We start from the raw sequence: 15,801 nt of genomic DNA on the forward strand, positions 1-15,801 counted from the left end.
CCAATTTCCCTACCTTTCTATGTAACAAATGAATGTTTGCTGCTGTTGTTCATCCTCGTCGTCAATTAATTCTTCATACATCTTTTTCGTCCAATGAATTGAAATGAATGAATCGGCTGGATTTTTCATCTCACGCCATACTTGCCAAGGTTGATTCCGATTAAAAAAGTCCTGATATACTGCTTCCTTTTCAAAAACAATCAATTCAGAGCGCCAAAATTTTTCTGGAAATAGTAACACGGCAATTTTATAAGCTGCATTCGGTTTCTTCTTTTTTAAATTCATTGCACAATCCATTAAATAATTGAAAACGACTTTTTTCCCCTTCGGATTTAGACTATCTATAAATTGCTGATTGGCTGGTAGCTTATAATTATAGACACCTTCGTAAAAATCATTTGGAAACTGCTTTGTCCTATCGCTTAAATACTGTTCAATCGTTCGTAACTTTCGTTTGGTACCTCTTATTTTGCTCGTTCGCATATAATCACCTTTATGTACTATCCAAAAATCGATACTCGTTCACCTGGTCCAGCTACAATTAAAAGTTGTTTTTCTTCTACCCGAGCCTCTAGTTGCCAGCTTTCAAATACGCCATTATCTCCAAAAAGATATAATTGGATGCCAGATTCGAATATAAAGCACAAATCGTTTGCAGCAATAACCTTTATAGCCGAAATTTTATGAAATGCTAATCTACAAAGCTGCTGCAATCGCATAGAATCGCCCACTCCCATTGCTATAGTTTGCTCATTTTCAATAATTGAAAATGCCCCTTCGATATGTATATATACTTCATCGTAAATACTAGTATTAGCAGCTGAAAGAATTAGCTTTGGCCCCCAAAAGTGTAAACTATCCACTGTTTCGCTTAAACAAATCGTTTCTATTATATTTTGTAAGTTCTTCGTAACATCCATTTTTTACCACCCACTTATTACCTTCTCTAAATAAGCTCTCAACAACGGCTCACTCTGATAATCGGCTTCATTCGTTACAACTGTAAATCCAAACGCGTCATGCTCTGTTACAAGGATAGTCATGTCTTTCGTTAAATCAACTGCTGCAAAACCGTTCTCATAATAGATATTATCCTCTTGCGTAAGCGCCCATAAATGATTATCAAATGCATTTAGAAACCATAGTTTAAACGCTTGATTAAGCAAGACTTGATTTGTAATAACTACCGTAAATGTAGGCACCTCTGCTTGAAACGTCTTACGCCCAATTTGCGTTAATACGGTTCTTCCTGAAGTCTTATAACGGATATCAAAGTCCTTCTCTTGCAAAATCCACTCTGGGCTATCATCGTAGCTCTCAAAATGGAAATAAAACGGAAACGTATAAATTGCTTGTGCGAGCTGTCGCATACGCTTACTTGTCTGTTCCACATAGTCATCTGCCTCTCCTGAAACGGCATAAGCAACATATTCCCCCTTCACTTCAATCCAACCATCGTATTCCTTATCATAGTTTAATAGATTAATCATACATTGCCTCGTGTTTTGATACTAGCAAAAATTCCTTTTAACATCCATAATAGTATTATACTAACAAAAAAATCAGAGCAACAAATGGACTATTTAATCGAACAACTACAAAGCACAAAAATAAAATTTAAATCCAGCCCATATTGGGGTATCTATTTTCGAAAGCTCTGGGAAGAAGCTTTTGTGAGTCATTTAAAACAAAGTGAGAAAGAAAAAATACATCTATACGGAGATCGTTATTTTTGTGGTTATTTATGGCATGTATTTAGCTATGATAGAAGACCTCACCTCCTTCAAACTGCCGCAAATGACGCTTTTGACGCCGTTAAAAAGTCGAAATGCTACATATTTTATCAACATTCAGCTAACGTTTTAACAGTAGAACAAGCATCTACATTAAAAGCAGCTCAATTTGCAAATGAAGAAGACATCTACGTTGTGGACGAGAATTTCACATGGACATACGTTGTTACACATGAAAGCCATTGTGGTCCATATTTTAGTAATGCAGATAACTACTAATCAAACTGCTAAAAAAAATTTGTAAGGCGCTAATGACAAAATGAATAATGAATTTTATACATGCCCTTACTGTGGTTACAAAACGTTAGAACAATGCCCTACTGGAACATATGAAATCTGTTCAATTTGTTATTGGAAAGACGATTTTGTGCAGTTCATTGACCCATTTTATGAAGGTGGAGCAAATAGCGTTTTTTTATACGAAGCACAAAGAAATTTTATACAATTCGGTGCATCAAAGGCGCTTTTCATCGATTCTGTTCGCAAACCTTCAACTTCTGATGAACGGGATACCTGTTTTAAATTAGTTGAGTTTTCAAACGAACACTGTATCATGAAAGAATAGAACGAAATTAAAAGAGACTTATATTTATCTGTTGAAAAATGAACTTAAAATACATACATGCCTCATAAACTTGGCTTAAACTACTCTTTTAATTAATGAAGTATTAATAAACGAGGGAAATGCATTGAAACAGGCATTTCCCTCGTTTATTAAAATTGATTCATGTCAACTAACTATAATTTGTTACTTAAATGATTTAAAAATAAGTGTCCCCAATACCAAGCTAATCAACAGAAGTAACAATGACAACGTAATCCAATGATGTGACAATAGTTTAATTAGCCTTAAGCACGTCATAAGGCTAGCGAAAAACTGTATTTTCATTTATTTATGCTTATTTAAGCGAACAACAATCAATGCGATTGGCGGAAAAATAGCAGCTAATTATGACAACTGATTTCGTTCAAGTAGCCAAGGTGTTTGTTGTTTATTTGATTCCATGTTTTACTTCCTTCTTTACTTTTGAATTAGCGCAAAACTAATTTGGCCTAAAAGAATTACGCCTAGTATAACAGTAACTAGATTAAAAAAAGCCGTGTTATAGAAAGAAAATCACTGATTCATGTTAAACAAATTTATTATATTGCTGAACAATTTCCCATCAAAATCCTTTACATTCGGAATCCAGCCCGTCAATTCCATAAGGATAAATACTACTTGAACGAAACAAAATGCGAAAATACCTTGAAACCAATTTTCCCTAAAAATAGATACACGAGATTTATTTTGCATTTCAACCACCTAGTTAAAATACTTTCTGTTCATAAATTTTTACAGATAAAATCCATGAAACACCATATAGTACTAGAGCTGCAATGAGTGCGAAAAACATAGCTTGTGATTCCATTAAAGGCGTTACTTTTAAAATGATTGCTCGAAACTGATCATTCAAGTCATGGATAAACAACTTCATCGCTAAAAAATAAACGGCAAATCCAATGACAAATGTAATTAGCAAATATTTACTTGCAAACTTATAAGAAAATGGATACATAAAAGCAACAACTACTAAGGATGCAACAGCAACTAAACCTAAATGAATCCAGTTAGGTTGTTCTTGATGAACAATGAAGCTACCTGCTATCAAAATACAAATGATGATGGCAATATATAGAAAAGCAGCTATATACTTTGAACTAACAATTTCCCTACGTGTTAAAGGCAGTGAGCTTAATAAAATTTGAGCTGTACGCTTTTCATCACTGGAGAAAATTTGTAGTGTCATTGTAAATGAAAATAAAAGTCCTAAAAAAATGGCCGAAACATCTAAAACCATATAAATAATCAATCCAGCAAGCATACCTAACAAAATGATTTTATGAATGACAAAATCCTTTTTAACTAATTGCAGCAATTTGCTCACTCTCCTTTTTCGTATAGAACATAATATCTTCTAATGTCGCTGGTTCGTAAATGGCTAGTTCTCCAAATAGTTGCATGATATGTTTTTTATTTTTTGAAAGCCCTTCAAAGCCTAACTTGGTTTTATGAATTGCCATAAATTCATTTTCTGTATCTCGGTCCAATAATTCCAAACCGCCTTTTACTAACACAAATTTCTCTTCTACCGCTAAAAATTCATCTGTAAATTGGAGTTCACCCTCATGTAAGAAAACGATATAATCCGCGATACGATCTAAATCCGATGTAATATGTGTTGAAAAGAATATCGTTTTTTCACCGTCTTGTACTAACTCATGTAAAAGGGCTAGAAACTCACGTCTAAATACAGGATCTAGGCCAGCTGTTGGCTCATCCATATTAATCAATTGTGCGTGATGAGAAAGCGCGATTGCCAATGATGCTTTCATCAACATCCCTTTTGAAAAAGTCTTTAGCTTTTTGTTAAGAGGTAACTGAAATTGCGCGACATACGTAGCAAATAATGAATCATCCCATCTTTTGTACAAAGGTGCTATTATTTTCTTCATCTCTACTAAAGTAAGGTGTTCATAAAATACATGGTCATCATAAACAAATCCAATGTTTTCTTTAATTTGTTTTTCATATTTTTTGTAATCTAATCCAAAAATTTTTACTTCCCCACTGTCAGGTTTTAATAAATTCATAATAAGCTTAATTGTTGTCGATTTCCCTGCACCATTTGCCCCGATAAAACCTGTTACAAAGCCCTTTTTCACTTTAAAGGAAAGGTTTTTTACTGCAAATCCATTAAAAGTTTTATTCACGTTTGATAACTCGATAATTGAATCCATTAATCTGCCTCCTCATATAAAAGTCCAACTAATTGTTGAATGTCTTCTAGATTAAGGACCATTTCCTTGCAATTTGTGATTGTCTGCCCTAACTGTTTTTCGATGACCTTCTGTTTTTGTTCCATCAGCAATTCCACATTCTGTTCTGCTACAAATGAGCCTTTTCCTACAATGGAATAAATTAATCCAGCCTTTTCAAGCTCTTCATAGGCCCTCTTTGTCGTAATCACACTTACATCTAACTCTTTCGCCATATTACGCATGGATGGTAAAGCAAACCCGATTGGTATCTCATTGGCTAAAATACTTTTCTTAATTTGCTTCACAATTTGCTCATAAAAAGGCTCTTTTGAATTGTGAGAGATTAAAATTTGCATGCGAATTCCTCAATTTATATTGTATATATACTTTATATACAATCAACCGAATAAATGTCAATATAATCTGTTAATTTTAATTTTATATTCAGAGTTCATAACTTTTTGAACAAGCAAAAACCCGTTCAGTTTAAACATATGAACGGGCTTTTGCTATGTATAACTAGTTGCATTCACAGATACAACGGACTACAGTCGAAAGTTTTTACGGGAATTATCCCCCAAATTTCATTTAAGAATAGTATCCAGTCCTTATTTTATTAAAAACTTATTCAATTCCTTCATAACCTGTTCCATAACTATCAGTGATTCTTTCGTGTTAGTTGGTTCTATTTCTAAAGAATGATTTGCTCCGTCTATCTCGATTAAATTCACATTGCCTTTATGGCGCAGTGCATCTACACTTTCTTTAATATAATAAACATCCTCAGTGCCTATTATCATTAAAATATCCTTTTGACTTTCCATTACGCTTTCATGAAACCCTTCTATTTGAAGTAATGGTGTTAAAAGTATTAATTTTGCATCTTGAAAATAAGCTGCCTTACTATATTTAAAAGCAATTGGTAAAGTGCCTAAAGATTTACCAATAAAGATAACTTGTTCATACTTTTTAGTAGAAAAAACTTCCGAAATTACAGAATCGACATCCTCAATAATAATATTGATAAAGTCTAGTGGATTCATTTTAAAGCAACTTGAATCATAGGAATAATGAATTTGAACAAGATCGTAATCAGCCTCGATCATTTGCATTGTTGAGTAATATAACAATGGTTTTTCATATGTATAGCCTGTACCTGATAGCATTACGCAAATCGTCGTTGAATCCCTTTCAATATAGGTATACGCAACATTCCTCGATTTTGATTCTAATTTTGAAACGTTCATTTCCACCGCGCCTTTCTCATTTTTTTATCTGAAAGCTTACGTAAAATACCTGTAACATAGCAGGCACAAAGATGCTTCCTCTAATTTTATTTAGTCGGTACAAAAAATACTCCCATCAAATTGTTAATTCCATAATAATTACTTTTGAAAAAGAGTTTTATATTGTTTATTCAAAAGAATCCTATTCAATATGGATTGTATGAGCTACATAATTATATAAAAACATTTTAATAATCGTGTTATTACTCAAATTAATTTAAAGTGCTTTAATGCCCATACAATACCGTCTTCACAAGAATCTTTCGTAATAAAATTAGCACTTGACTTTAATTTTTCATTTGCGTTTCCCATTGCAATACCTAAGTCTACAATTTCTAACATATCAATATCATTTTCTCCATCACCAAAAGCAATAGCTTCTTCCATTGTAAATCCAAAATAATCTAATACTTTTTTAATTGCTACAGATTTCGAAACATTTTCTTCGAGTACATTCACAATATATGGGTGCCAACGTTTAAAGTTGATTGTAGGAAATTGAGCTTTATACTTTTCAATTTCCACTTCATCCGCAAATAAACAGAGCAAATATGTCTCACTTAAATGTGCTACCGAATTAATTGATGGAAATTCTTGCAACCCTAACGTTTCGTAAAGCGCCTGTTGTACTTTCGGGTTTTGCACCTCGTTCATATGGATAGTATCCGAATAGTAGGTAAGTGCATGTTGCTGTTGGGATGTAAATTGGTTAACTCTATAAACCGTTTCATGCGATAATACTATTTTATGAATGCATTTCCCCTGATGTGTAACGTAGGCTCCGTTGGCTGTAATAAATGTGTCTATACCTAATTCAATAATTTCAGCACACATTGATAAAGGTCTGCCAGTTGCAGCAACCACATGAAGTCCATTCCCTAACAACTTCTTAATCGCCTGTTTTGTACTTTGTGAAATGGTCCCGTCTTTATGACTTGTTATAGTCCCATCTACGTCAAAAAATATGATTCTATGTTTCATACAAGCCTCCAAAAAATTATAATTTTCTTAATATTAACATTAATCGAACAGGAGGAGGTGCACGATGTTATCTTTATTTCAATACAATTGGCAAGTACATGAAGAATGGTTCAATTGGTGTCAATAAATATCTGAAGAAGATTTCCATAAAGAGCGTGTAGGTGGAATGAAAAGTATACGGGAAATGCTCATACATATAGCGGATTGTGAATTACTTTGGTTAAATTCAATGGTGGAAAAAAACATACTTTATGAAACGCGAAATTCAATAAATAGTTTAGAAAATATAAGAGCATACTCTGCCTTTGTAAAATCGCATACAGCGTACTTTATTAAGCAATTACTTTCGGAATATGAAAACAAAATAATTGAAGTGAAACGCCGTGACGGTACTCTTTTAAACTTTACTCAAAAAAAGATACTAGCACATATGATCACTCACGAAATTCATCATATTGGGCAATTATCTGTTTGGGCTAGAGAACTACAGCTTAAACCGGTTTCTTCAGATCTAATTATAAGAAATTTTGACAAATCAACTTAATTGTTAAACTTTTAAGTTGATTAGTCTTAGGGGAAGCAGCATTGAAAATAAACGATTACGTTACACCATTTATACAAAAATACGAAGCAACACCAGATTATTATGAAGCTTATTTTCAACAATCTCCTGCAGCATTTGATTTTTATTTTCAATTTCATTGTAAAAACAAAGAAGAAAAGCTACGTTATGCTTTACAGCAGCATCCAAATAAACTCGGTGACCTAAACTTTGTGAAAGATCGAATAGTAACGAATCTAGATGAAATTACAACCAACTATGAAAAAATGTTTGATATTACTTTTACAGAAGCTGTTCATATTTTCATAGGATTAGGGGGCTCAAATGCCTATACAACTCATGCTATGAATCCTGAGGTAGCATTTTGTGTTGAGCGAATGCCAACCTTAGAATCCGGCATCCGTACGTTAATTGCCCATGAATTCGGCCATGCTGTGCACCATATCCTAACACTTCAAAACGGTGTGGAGATTGGCCAAATTGATTGGAATAGCCCATATACATGGCTTATTCAAGAAGGCATGGCAACGTATTTATCTACCCAAGTTGTTGAAGTAGAATTGGACGTTTACTTCGCATTTAAACGAGATGAAGCGTGGCTAAATTATGCCCATGCTAATATAGCAAGTATTATTTCCTCATTTCAACAGGATTTGGAGCAGCTATCTACACAGGAGATTTTTAAAGAGTGGTTTTCTATTAATGGTGGAGAGCATTTTGGTTATACCCGTTTAGCATACTATATTGGTTATGAAGTCGTTCGTTCAGTTGTAGAACAAATCGGCTTCGAGGACACACTATTACTTTGGCTTCAACCAAATTTTAAAGAACAAATTGCTGATTTTCTAAATGAATGGGCATTCTAAAATAAATTAAATCATATTAATATTGCAAATTAGTATACCTTACTCTTGTATTCCAGAAGAGTAACTTAATAAATTATTGATTATAATAAACAATGAACTGTACCCCCTTTTTAGAAACTACGAACAAGGAGGTACAGTTTTTCTATGGCATCTTTCACCCGTTAATACTAGTCATTTTTTTAATATTAATAGCCACGCTTGAATTAATCGCTTGAACAAACTTTGGTATCGAGCCCACAAACTCAAACGATTTAAATTTCACCTACCAAAAATTCACCTATCCCCTTTCACCACTTAACATCCCCCTCACTTTTTTAATCAACCGCTGCCTCCGTTTTTTTATGGCTTCCTCTGTACCTCCCAATATTTTCGCAATGTCGCGATTTGTTCTGTCCTCAAAAAAAGCGAGTTTCAGTAACGCCCTTTCTTGTTCAGGCAGGAGCATCAACCATTCGATCTCATTCAATTCATCAACCGTTGCACTCTGTTCATCCAATGCGAATTGAAATAGCGTTTCTTCTAATACACTTTCAAATTGAGAAATATGATTCAATTGAGACATTTCTTTTACCATTTTGAATTTAATCATCATAAAGGCAAACGGTTCAAATTGTGATTTCGTTGGATCGTATTTGACTACCGCCTCCCAAAGCGCGATTCTTCCCAGCTGATAAAACTCATCAAAATTACGATAAATTTTCAAATGAAACATCGCTTGATTAATCAACTTTTCATGCTCTTCATAGACCGTTTCAAAATTCTGCATTGTGGTTGTCCTTTTAGCTGTGCACAACTGATTATTCCTAGGTACTCTTAAGGTAATGGAAGTCCCCTATTTTTATCAAAATGCACTTTTCCAAATAAAATGCTTCAAATAGAAATTTTCAACGTGAAAAATAAGCGAAATTAGAAATTTGACAGGTAAATTTCATTATTTTTATACATTTTTTTCAGAGTGCTGTTTTACCCTAAATAAATCGGGCTTGAAACTATTTTTACTATTTAGATATTGACAAAAGGCCCGCTATCCTTCATGCTATTAGAAAATGTAAAGGCAAATTGAAGACTAGTACATGGCACTTAGCTAGCAAGAGAGCAGATTCCACTGGCTGAAAGAATCGCGTAGCAAAACCCATCGAACCTACTTGAACATGCTCCTATTAAAACTAGGCGCCGACTCAGCGTTATGAGGCAAAGTGGAATGTTTTTTTGCATTCAAATTAGGTGGTACCACGGAAAAAGCACTTTTCGTCCTATTTATATAGGATGAGAAGCGCTTTTTTTATTTTCGTTCGGTAGAAATCATCCATCTAAAAGGCTGAGAATGAATACAGGTTTCGTATTTTTTACGTGTATTCCACTACTCACTGAACGAAAATAAAGCCCCGGCGGATGTCACAGATTTTGATAGGAGTTAATTATGCTCAAACCTACTCCTGTAGGTTTAAGCATATTTCAAAATCTGGACGCAATTACGCCGAGGCGAAATTGATTTTGAGGGGGCTTTTAAATTGGAAAAGAAACGGATTGTCGTAAAAATTGGAAGTAGCTCATTAACAAATAATAAAGGCGAAATTGACCAACTAAAAATAGCTGATCATATTGCGGCACTTGCAACAATTAAAAATGCGGGTCATGAAGTGATTTTAGTATCTTCGGGCGCAGTCGCTGCTGGATTTCGTAAATTAGGCTATTCGTCTCGACCTGTCACACTCAAAGGAAAACAAGCCGCTGCTGCTGTTGGGCAAAGTGTGTTGATTCAAGCTTATAGTGATGGGTTTGCACAGTATCAAGTAACGCCCGCGCAAATTTTATTAACACGTTCCGACTTTAGTGATAAAAAACGTTACAAAAATGCGACCGCAACACTTTCTGAGCTGATGGAGCGCTCTATCTTACCGATTATTAATGAAAATGATACGGTTTCTGTAGAAGAACTGACATTCGGCGATAATGATATGCTTTCTGCCCTTGTTAGTGGACTTGTTCATGCGGATCAGCTCATCATATTAACGGATGTCAACGGGCTTTACACCGCGAATCCATTAACAAATGCCGATGCCGTGCGCATGAATCAAGTGGAAGAAGTGACCGATGAAATGCTCGGCTTTGCGGATGGCACTGGTTCGAAAGTGGGCACAGGTGGGATGGAATCGAAATTATTTGCTGCCAAACATGCGATGAGTGCTGGTGTTGATGTATTTATCGGTACAGGTGAAGGGGCAAATAAATTGTTGGAGATTTCTGAAGGTAATGGCGATGGGACGTATTTCACTCGCAATGAAAAGTCCATTCCACGTCATAAGCAATGGGTTGCCTTTACACAAGTAATGGGCAAATTATTTATTGATGAAGGTGCCGTACAAGCACTTCAACATGGTGGCAAGAGCTTACTACCTGCTGGAATTTATGCCTTTGAAGGACAATTTGAAAAAGGCGATGTAGTCGAAGTATATGACCGCCATACATGTATCGGTCGAGGTGAAATATTATATTCTGCAAATGAATTGGAACAAGCGATGGGCAAACGAACGAGCGAGCTTGCCGACTTACCAATCGAGGTCATTCACCGAAATCAGTGGGTGAAAATTTAAGGGGGCTTTTATCATGACGAAAATCACTGAAAATGAAGTAATTGCAAAAGGAAAACGCGCAAAGTTGGCAAGTTTTGAAACAAATATGAAAACGACTGCCGAAAAGAATGAAGCATTACTGAGCATTGCTGACCAGTTACTTGAAGATATCGAAATGATTATAGTAGAAAATCAAAAAGATATCGAAAATGGCCAAACTGCTAGCTTAAGCGAGTCCGTTTTAGACCGCATTTTACTCGATGAAAAACGTATCCAAGCAATGAGTGATGCTATTCGTCAATTAGCGGAACTTCAAGATCCTGTTGGCGAAGTATTGGAAGAAATCACAAAGGAAAATGGCTTACAAATCATCAAAAAGCGTGTGCCTCTCGGTGTCATTGGCATGATTTATGAGGCCCGCCCAAATGTAACGATTGATGCTGCTACCCTTTCATTAAAAACAGGGAATGCCGTAATATTACGCGGGAGCTCTTCTGCCAAGTTTTCCAATATCGCGTTAGTGGCGTCGATCCACCAGGCTCTAAAGAAAGTAAATTATCCTGAAGATGCCGTGTTATTAATTGAGGATACAAGCCGGGAAACAGCGAAAACGTTATTTACATTAAATGAATACTTAGATGTATTAATCCCTCGTGGTGGGAAAAATTTAATCGATTTAGTCGTTCGAGAAGCGAGTGTTCCCGTTCTTGAAACGGGTGCTGGAAACTGCCACGTTTTCTTAGACCACTCTGCCAGTCTTGAAATGGCTCGCAACGTCCTTAAAAATTCGAAAACACAGCGTCCATCTGTTTGCAATACGACGGAAAGCATTTTGATTCACGAAGACTTTTTTGCACAACACGGAAAAGAATTACTGCACTATTTATCAGAGATTGGCATTCAAATTTATGGTGATGCGCATGTATGTGACGTATTAAACGAAGCATTACCTGCATCAGACGAGCATTATGCGGAGGAATTTTTAGCGCTTACTGTAAGTGTGAAAGTTGTCGAAAACGTTGTTGAGGCCGTGCAACATATTAATCGATTTGGTACAAAACATTCGGAGGCCATCCTGACAGAGGACATGAAAAATGCACACCTATTTTTAAACGCTGTAGATGCCGCTGCGGTTTACCATAATGCATCGACGCGCTTTACTGATGGCTTTGAGTTTGGCTACGGTGCTGAAATCGGCATTTCTACGCAAAAATTGCATGCGCGCGGTCCAATGGGCTTACCCGCACTGACATCAACGAAATACTTTATTACAGGTAACGGGCAGATTAGAGTATAAAGTTTAATCAATTACGCCCTGGCGTAATTGCGGCCAGATTTTTTTCGAGCTCGCTTGAAAAACTCTCCTAAAAAATCTGTGACATACGCCGGGGCTCATCTTGATTCAGCCGGGGTTTGAACCTCACTGACTCGAATTGTATAGTTAGCATTCACCCACTTATAAAAGCAGGAGACTTCTGCTGAATCAAGTTGACAACTCCTAAGAAAGTGAGCGTTCGTATATGAATATACAGGCAATTGTGAAACTTAGTATTGCGATGGCGATATTTGGTTCGATTGGATTTTTTACAACGCAAACCGGATTACCTGCTGTTGAACTCGTATTTATTCGCTGTATTTGTGCAACGCTCTTTTTAAGTAGTCTTTGGTTTTTGACAGGTGGCCATAAAACAGAAGTATGGCGAAAGTCGGAGGTATTAAAAACAATCCTTTGTGGTGTTTTTATCGTTTTAAACTGGGTATTTTTATTTAAAGCATTTGAAGTAATGTCCATTTCAGTGGCCATTTCCATTTATAATTTAGCCCCTATTTTTGTGTTAATGCTCGGATCCATGTTATTAGCAGAAAAAATGAGTGTGCGTTCTATATTGGCAACGGTTATTTGTTTCTTCGGTAGTTTACTAATTATCGGTTTAGACAGCTTTACTTCCCATCCCAATTTTTAAACTCAGGCTTTGTATGGGCGCTGCTTTCCGCTATTTTTTATGCATTGACGATGTTTACGAGTAGAACAATTACAGGACTCTCATCGTATGCATTAACATTTATCCAAACAACAGTAGGCATCATCATGCTATTCCCGCTGTGTGATTTTACAGCTTTCGAAAGTTTAACAGTGCGCAACTGGCTTTTCATTTTAGGAACAGGCTTTATTCATACCGGATTTGTGTATTATTTATTTTTTGATAGCATTCGCAATTTATCCACTGTTCTTGTCTCGGTACTCGTCTTTGTGGACCCAGTCGTTGCCATTTTATTAGATGCGATTTTATTGTCATTCCGACCTACCTTGCTCCAAGTAATCGGCATCATTTTAATTTTTGGCAGCATCCTTTATACCGTGTTTATTCCTGAACAAAAAGTAAAGATAATCGAACCTTCAATATAACAATTTTATGAAAATAATCTGCCCTAAATAGTATGTACTATTTAGGGCTATTAACTAAGTCTTCTTTAGTGAGGTACCACACTTTCTTCTACGGTAAATACTTGATCAGCAAACCAAATCGGTGTTAAAAGTTCTTTCTTCCCTGCATAGATGACGGTTATTTCAATATCTTTTTCACTTTTGAATTTCAAAACAGCATCTTTCCAATGATCTTCTGCTGAAAAATCCTCAAAGAGCTTTTCATTGCAGAGCAAATAAATTTTACCCGAAGCACTAGATAATTCAAGTTTTAATAATGTAAAAGCAAAATTTAGTACTTTTTTATAATTTATCGCCCCTTCTCCCCCAATAAACGATTCATTCATCTCAAAGTATTTCTGAAAATCTAACTCACCCTTTAAAATAATTGTTTCTTGATTGATTTTATCCGCAAAAGGTAAATACATAAAATCTTGATTACTTTGTTTTGATAAATCTAATAAATTTAAGGCAATACATGTTTGTAATTTGCCAAATGGTAGCATCGATTGATCTTGTTGCACACAAAATATAAATGTGGAATTGGAACTCTTCCCCGAATTTTTATGAAGCGTTATACATTCAGCAGTACTCATTTTCTCCCTCATTAAATAGATTTCTGAAAAATGGTGGCTATCTAAATTTTGAAATAATTGATCAATTTCAAATTGATTTAATTGCGACCAAAAAGTTTTTCCTAGAATTTGTTCTGCAGCCTTCATTTGTTCAATTGTATGAATGATTGTTTCATCAAGAAAATCAATAAATCGTTGTAAAAAGTTGTTTTTGATTTGACGGAACGCTTCGATTATCAGCTCATGTTTATGAACTGCTTCCATATTGCCGGAAAATTCCGACTCAATTAGACTGAAAAAATCTACTTCATTGTAAATCCATCTGTCCATTTTTTTTACAATAATCGTGGCTACGATGAAATTTCTTATTGATGAAACGCTGAAAAAAGGTATATTTTTTATGAATTGTTCTTGATATGAAAATATTTCAATTAAAAATTGCCGTGGTTTTTTTAAAATGCACTTCTCATTCATAAACAGGATTTGATGATGTTGACTTAGCTCAAGCAAAGACCAAATATCTTGAATAAAATGGAGATAATAGTCGTTCTCAATTTCCCCCATCACATTTGGGCAATTATTTTCGAAAAATAGTAAATAGTTACTTAACGATTTATTTTTTAACGCGACCTCATAATTTAAAATTAATTCCTGTTCTATTAAGTCAATTAACTCCATAAATTCCCCTCCCCCTTATTAATATAGATTATATTCCACAAATTTACTATTCTTGTTTTATAAAATAACACCATTAAATAAAAAAATGACATTTCGATATAAAATCAAAATGTCATTCTTTCACTTTTATTGATTTCTCAGTTCTGTCATTTGCTTCCATACCGAGCCTTGTGCTTCTTCACCTTGCTCAATTCTTGCTAATGCCATTTTCGCTTGTAATTTCACTTCAAATTCTTTATCTTCACTTGCGACTTTTAATACTTCGATTGCTGCCTCTGTTCCCGTTTCAAATAGGTACATCGCTGCACGCCAACGCACTAATTTATTTTTGTCCGATAACGCTTCAATCATGGCTTGTTCAAATTCTGGTAAACCTAAGTCACTCATACAGTCTCCTGCCGTACGTCGAACAGCCGCGCTTTTATCTTTTATAGCCTTCGTGAGCGCGGGTACAACGGCCACATCTTCAATCATCCCTAAATAAATCGTTGCGAGACGGCGTACAGACATTTGCTCATCTTTTAGCGCTTCTTCTAAAAGTGGAATGTCCTTCACTTCTGGATCAGGAATTTGATCTAATAATTGGAATCGTTGTTGCCAATCGCTAATTTGCATGTATTGTTCTAACGAAACTTCCTTGCGACTGACAGGAACCGTACGAACCGTTTCATTAGCCATCTCAATAATTTTTTCCAAACGTTCTTGTGGATAAAGTACTTCTACTTCTTTTAATACCTCTTCAGCCACTTGCGTTTTATCGCCATAACGGACACCAAAATCAATCCATTTTCGTTCAAAAATATAATTTTCATCCGTTCCGTGCAATTGAAGTTTTTCAAATGTCTCTAAAAAGCGTTTCCCTGCACTAATACGGATTTCGCCCTCACCATCAAAAGCTTTTACTTGCAAAGGGACAGCTTTATACAATTGTACATGCACATTCACTTCACCGAAATGGTCAGTTACTTGCTGTTGCTTTTCAGCTTGCGCATCTTCCCCTAACGCCGTGCGAATGCCCGCCAAAATCGTTTCCCACGCAAACTTCGCATTTCGTTCAACAGCCATAAAGTTTGCCACGTGATAAATGCCTTTTACGCCTTCTACTGCAAAGATCGCTTGAATTTCTTTTGAAGCTTGTTCAACGTTTTCTTTCGAATAATTAAAACTTTTACCAAATGGTAGCTCTTGATCAATGACAATTTTCATTGAATTGGGACTAGGAGTTGGCTCAATTAGAATAATTTTCATACGTATGTCTCC

At 35.4% G+C, this 15,801-nt stretch carries 18 protein-coding genes and 1 pseudogene; 7 read left to right on the top strand and 12 right to left on the bottom strand.

The window, feature by feature from the left end:
* Positions 1–9 precede the first annotated feature (9 nt).
* From ACQKIH_RS09815 to ACQKIH_RS09825, 3 genes are read right to left on the bottom strand one after another with little or no spacing between them, the layout of a single operon-like run.
* Entirely contained in the window at positions 10–483 is a 474-nt protein-coding gene (locus ACQKIH_RS09815; protein ID WP_427765533.1) for a DUF3916 domain-containing protein, read from the bottom strand.
* 17 nt (positions 484–500) lie between these two features.
* Positions 501–920, bottom strand: coding sequence for a hypothetical protein (locus ACQKIH_RS09820; protein WP_427765536.1), 420 nt, complete (start codon positions 918–920; stop codon positions 501–503).
* Positions 921–923: 3 nt separating this feature from the next.
* Positions 924–1,490 carry a hypothetical protein gene (locus ACQKIH_RS09825; RefSeq protein ID WP_427765539.1) on the bottom strand — a complete coding sequence of 189 codons (567 nt, stop codon included), beginning with the start codon at positions 1,488–1,490 and terminating at the stop codon, positions 924–926.
* A gap of 84 nt (positions 1,491–1,574) precedes the next feature.
* Between ACQKIH_RS09825 and ACQKIH_RS09830 the strand changes: the two genes are divergently transcribed.
* Both ACQKIH_RS09830 and ACQKIH_RS09835 read left to right on the top strand, forming a co-directional pair.
* A complete protein-coding gene (locus ACQKIH_RS09830; protein WP_057982470.1) occupies positions 1,575–2,012 on the top strand; it encodes a DUF4275 family protein in 438 nt (145 codons plus the stop codon).
* 40 nt (positions 2,013–2,052) lie between these two features.
* Entirely contained in the window at positions 2,053–2,358 is a 306-nt protein-coding gene (locus tag ACQKIH_RS09835) for a CPCC family cysteine-rich protein (protein WP_427765541.1), read from the top strand.
* Between the two features lie 552 nt (positions 2,359–2,910).
* Here the strand turns inward: ACQKIH_RS09835 and ACQKIH_RS09840 are convergent.
* From ACQKIH_RS09840 to ACQKIH_RS09865, 6 genes are all read right to left on the bottom strand, one after another.
* On the bottom strand, positions 2,911–3,090 hold the full coding sequence (locus tag ACQKIH_RS09840) for a YfzA family protein (RefSeq protein WP_427765544.1): 180 nt from the start codon (positions 3,088–3,090) through the stop codon (positions 2,911–2,913).
* Between the two features lie 13 nt (positions 3,091–3,103).
* Positions 3,104–3,712, bottom strand: a complete 609-nt coding sequence (locus ACQKIH_RS09845) for an ABC-2 transporter permease (protein ID WP_427765546.1) — start codon at positions 3,710–3,712, stop codon at positions 3,104–3,106.
* Entirely contained in the window at positions 3,696–4,574 is an 879-nt protein-coding gene (locus ACQKIH_RS09850; RefSeq protein ID WP_427765549.1) for an ABC transporter ATP-binding protein, read from the bottom strand. The genes ACQKIH_RS09845 and ACQKIH_RS09850 overlap by 17 nt, the downstream gene beginning before the upstream one ends.
* Entirely contained in the window at positions 4,574–4,951 is a 378-nt protein-coding gene (locus tag ACQKIH_RS09855) for a GntR family transcriptional regulator (RefSeq protein WP_057982462.1), read from the bottom strand. The genes ACQKIH_RS09850 and ACQKIH_RS09855 overlap by 1 nt, the downstream gene beginning before the upstream one ends.
* 252 nt (positions 4,952–5,203) lie before the next feature.
* Positions 5,204–5,842 carry an alpha/beta family hydrolase gene (locus ACQKIH_RS09860; protein ID WP_427765551.1) on the bottom strand — a complete coding sequence of 213 codons (639 nt, stop codon included), beginning with the start codon at positions 5,840–5,842 and terminating at the stop codon, positions 5,204–5,206.
* Positions 5,843–6,088: 246 nt separating this feature from the next.
* A complete protein-coding gene (locus tag ACQKIH_RS09865) occupies positions 6,089–6,862 on the bottom strand; it encodes a Cof-type HAD-IIB family hydrolase (protein ID WP_427765552.1) in 774 nt (257 codons plus the stop codon).
* Positions 6,863–6,989: 127 nt separating this feature from the next.
* Between ACQKIH_RS09865 and ACQKIH_RS09870 the strand changes: the two genes are divergently transcribed.
* Both ACQKIH_RS09870 and ACQKIH_RS09875 read left to right on the top strand, forming a co-directional pair.
* On the top strand, positions 6,990–7,406 hold the full coding sequence (locus tag ACQKIH_RS09870) for a DinB family protein (protein ID WP_269084185.1): 417 nt from the start codon (positions 6,990–6,992) through the stop codon (positions 7,404–7,406).
* A 41-nt stretch (positions 7,407–7,447) separates the two neighbouring features.
* A complete protein-coding gene (locus ACQKIH_RS09875; protein ID WP_057982455.1) occupies positions 7,448–8,290 on the top strand; it encodes a DUF5700 domain-containing putative Zn-dependent protease in 843 nt (280 codons plus the stop codon).
* Positions 8,291–8,567: 277 nt separating this feature from the next.
* Here the strand turns inward: ACQKIH_RS09875 and ACQKIH_RS09880 are convergent, their stop codons facing one another.
* Entirely contained in the window at positions 8,568–9,056 is a 489-nt protein-coding gene (locus ACQKIH_RS09880; RefSeq protein WP_427765554.1) for a sigma-70 family RNA polymerase sigma factor, read from the bottom strand.
* Between the two features lie 745 nt (positions 9,057–9,801).
* On the opposite strand from ACQKIH_RS09880, the gene proB reads away from it, so the two are divergent.
* The 3 genes and pseudogenes from proB (at position 9,802) to ACQKIH_RS09895 (ending at position 13,270) form a co-directional block, all read left to right on the top strand.
* The gene (proB, locus tag ACQKIH_RS09885) at positions 9,802–10,884 is read left to right on the top strand and encodes a glutamate 5-kinase (protein ID WP_057982451.1); all 1,083 of its coding nucleotides are present in this window, start codon (positions 9,802–9,804) and stop codon (positions 10,882–10,884) included.
* Positions 10,885–10,897: 13 nt separating this feature from the next.
* On the top strand, positions 10,898–12,160 hold the full coding sequence (locus ACQKIH_RS09890; RefSeq protein WP_057982450.1) for a glutamate-5-semialdehyde dehydrogenase: 1,263 nt from the start codon (positions 10,898–10,900) through the stop codon (positions 12,158–12,160).
* 223 nt (positions 12,161–12,383) lie between these two features.
* A pseudogene (locus ACQKIH_RS09895) lies at positions 12,384–13,270 on the top strand (DMT family transporter).
* A gap of 65 nt (positions 13,271–13,335) precedes the next feature.
* On the opposite strand, the gene ACQKIH_RS09900 reads toward ACQKIH_RS09895, so the two are convergent.
* Both ACQKIH_RS09900 and ACQKIH_RS09905 read right to left on the bottom strand, forming a co-directional pair.
* Complete coding sequence (locus ACQKIH_RS09900; protein WP_427765558.1) at positions 13,336–14,541, bottom strand: hypothetical protein; 1,206 nt, start codon at positions 14,539–14,541, stop codon at positions 13,336–13,338.
* A 126-nt stretch (positions 14,542–14,667) separates the two neighbouring features.
* Positions 14,668–15,789 (bottom strand): conserved virulence factor C family protein, encoded by a 1,122-nt coding sequence (locus ACQKIH_RS09905; RefSeq protein WP_057982443.1) that lies wholly within the window; start codon positions 15,787–15,789, stop codon positions 14,668–14,670.
* Positions 15,790–15,801 lie beyond the last annotated feature (12 nt).

The organism is Solibacillus cecembensis (genome assembly GCF_050272495.1).
In the GTDB taxonomy this organism is placed as follows: Bacteria; Bacillota; Bacilli; order Bacillales_A; family Planococcaceae; genus Solibacillus; species Solibacillus cecembensis.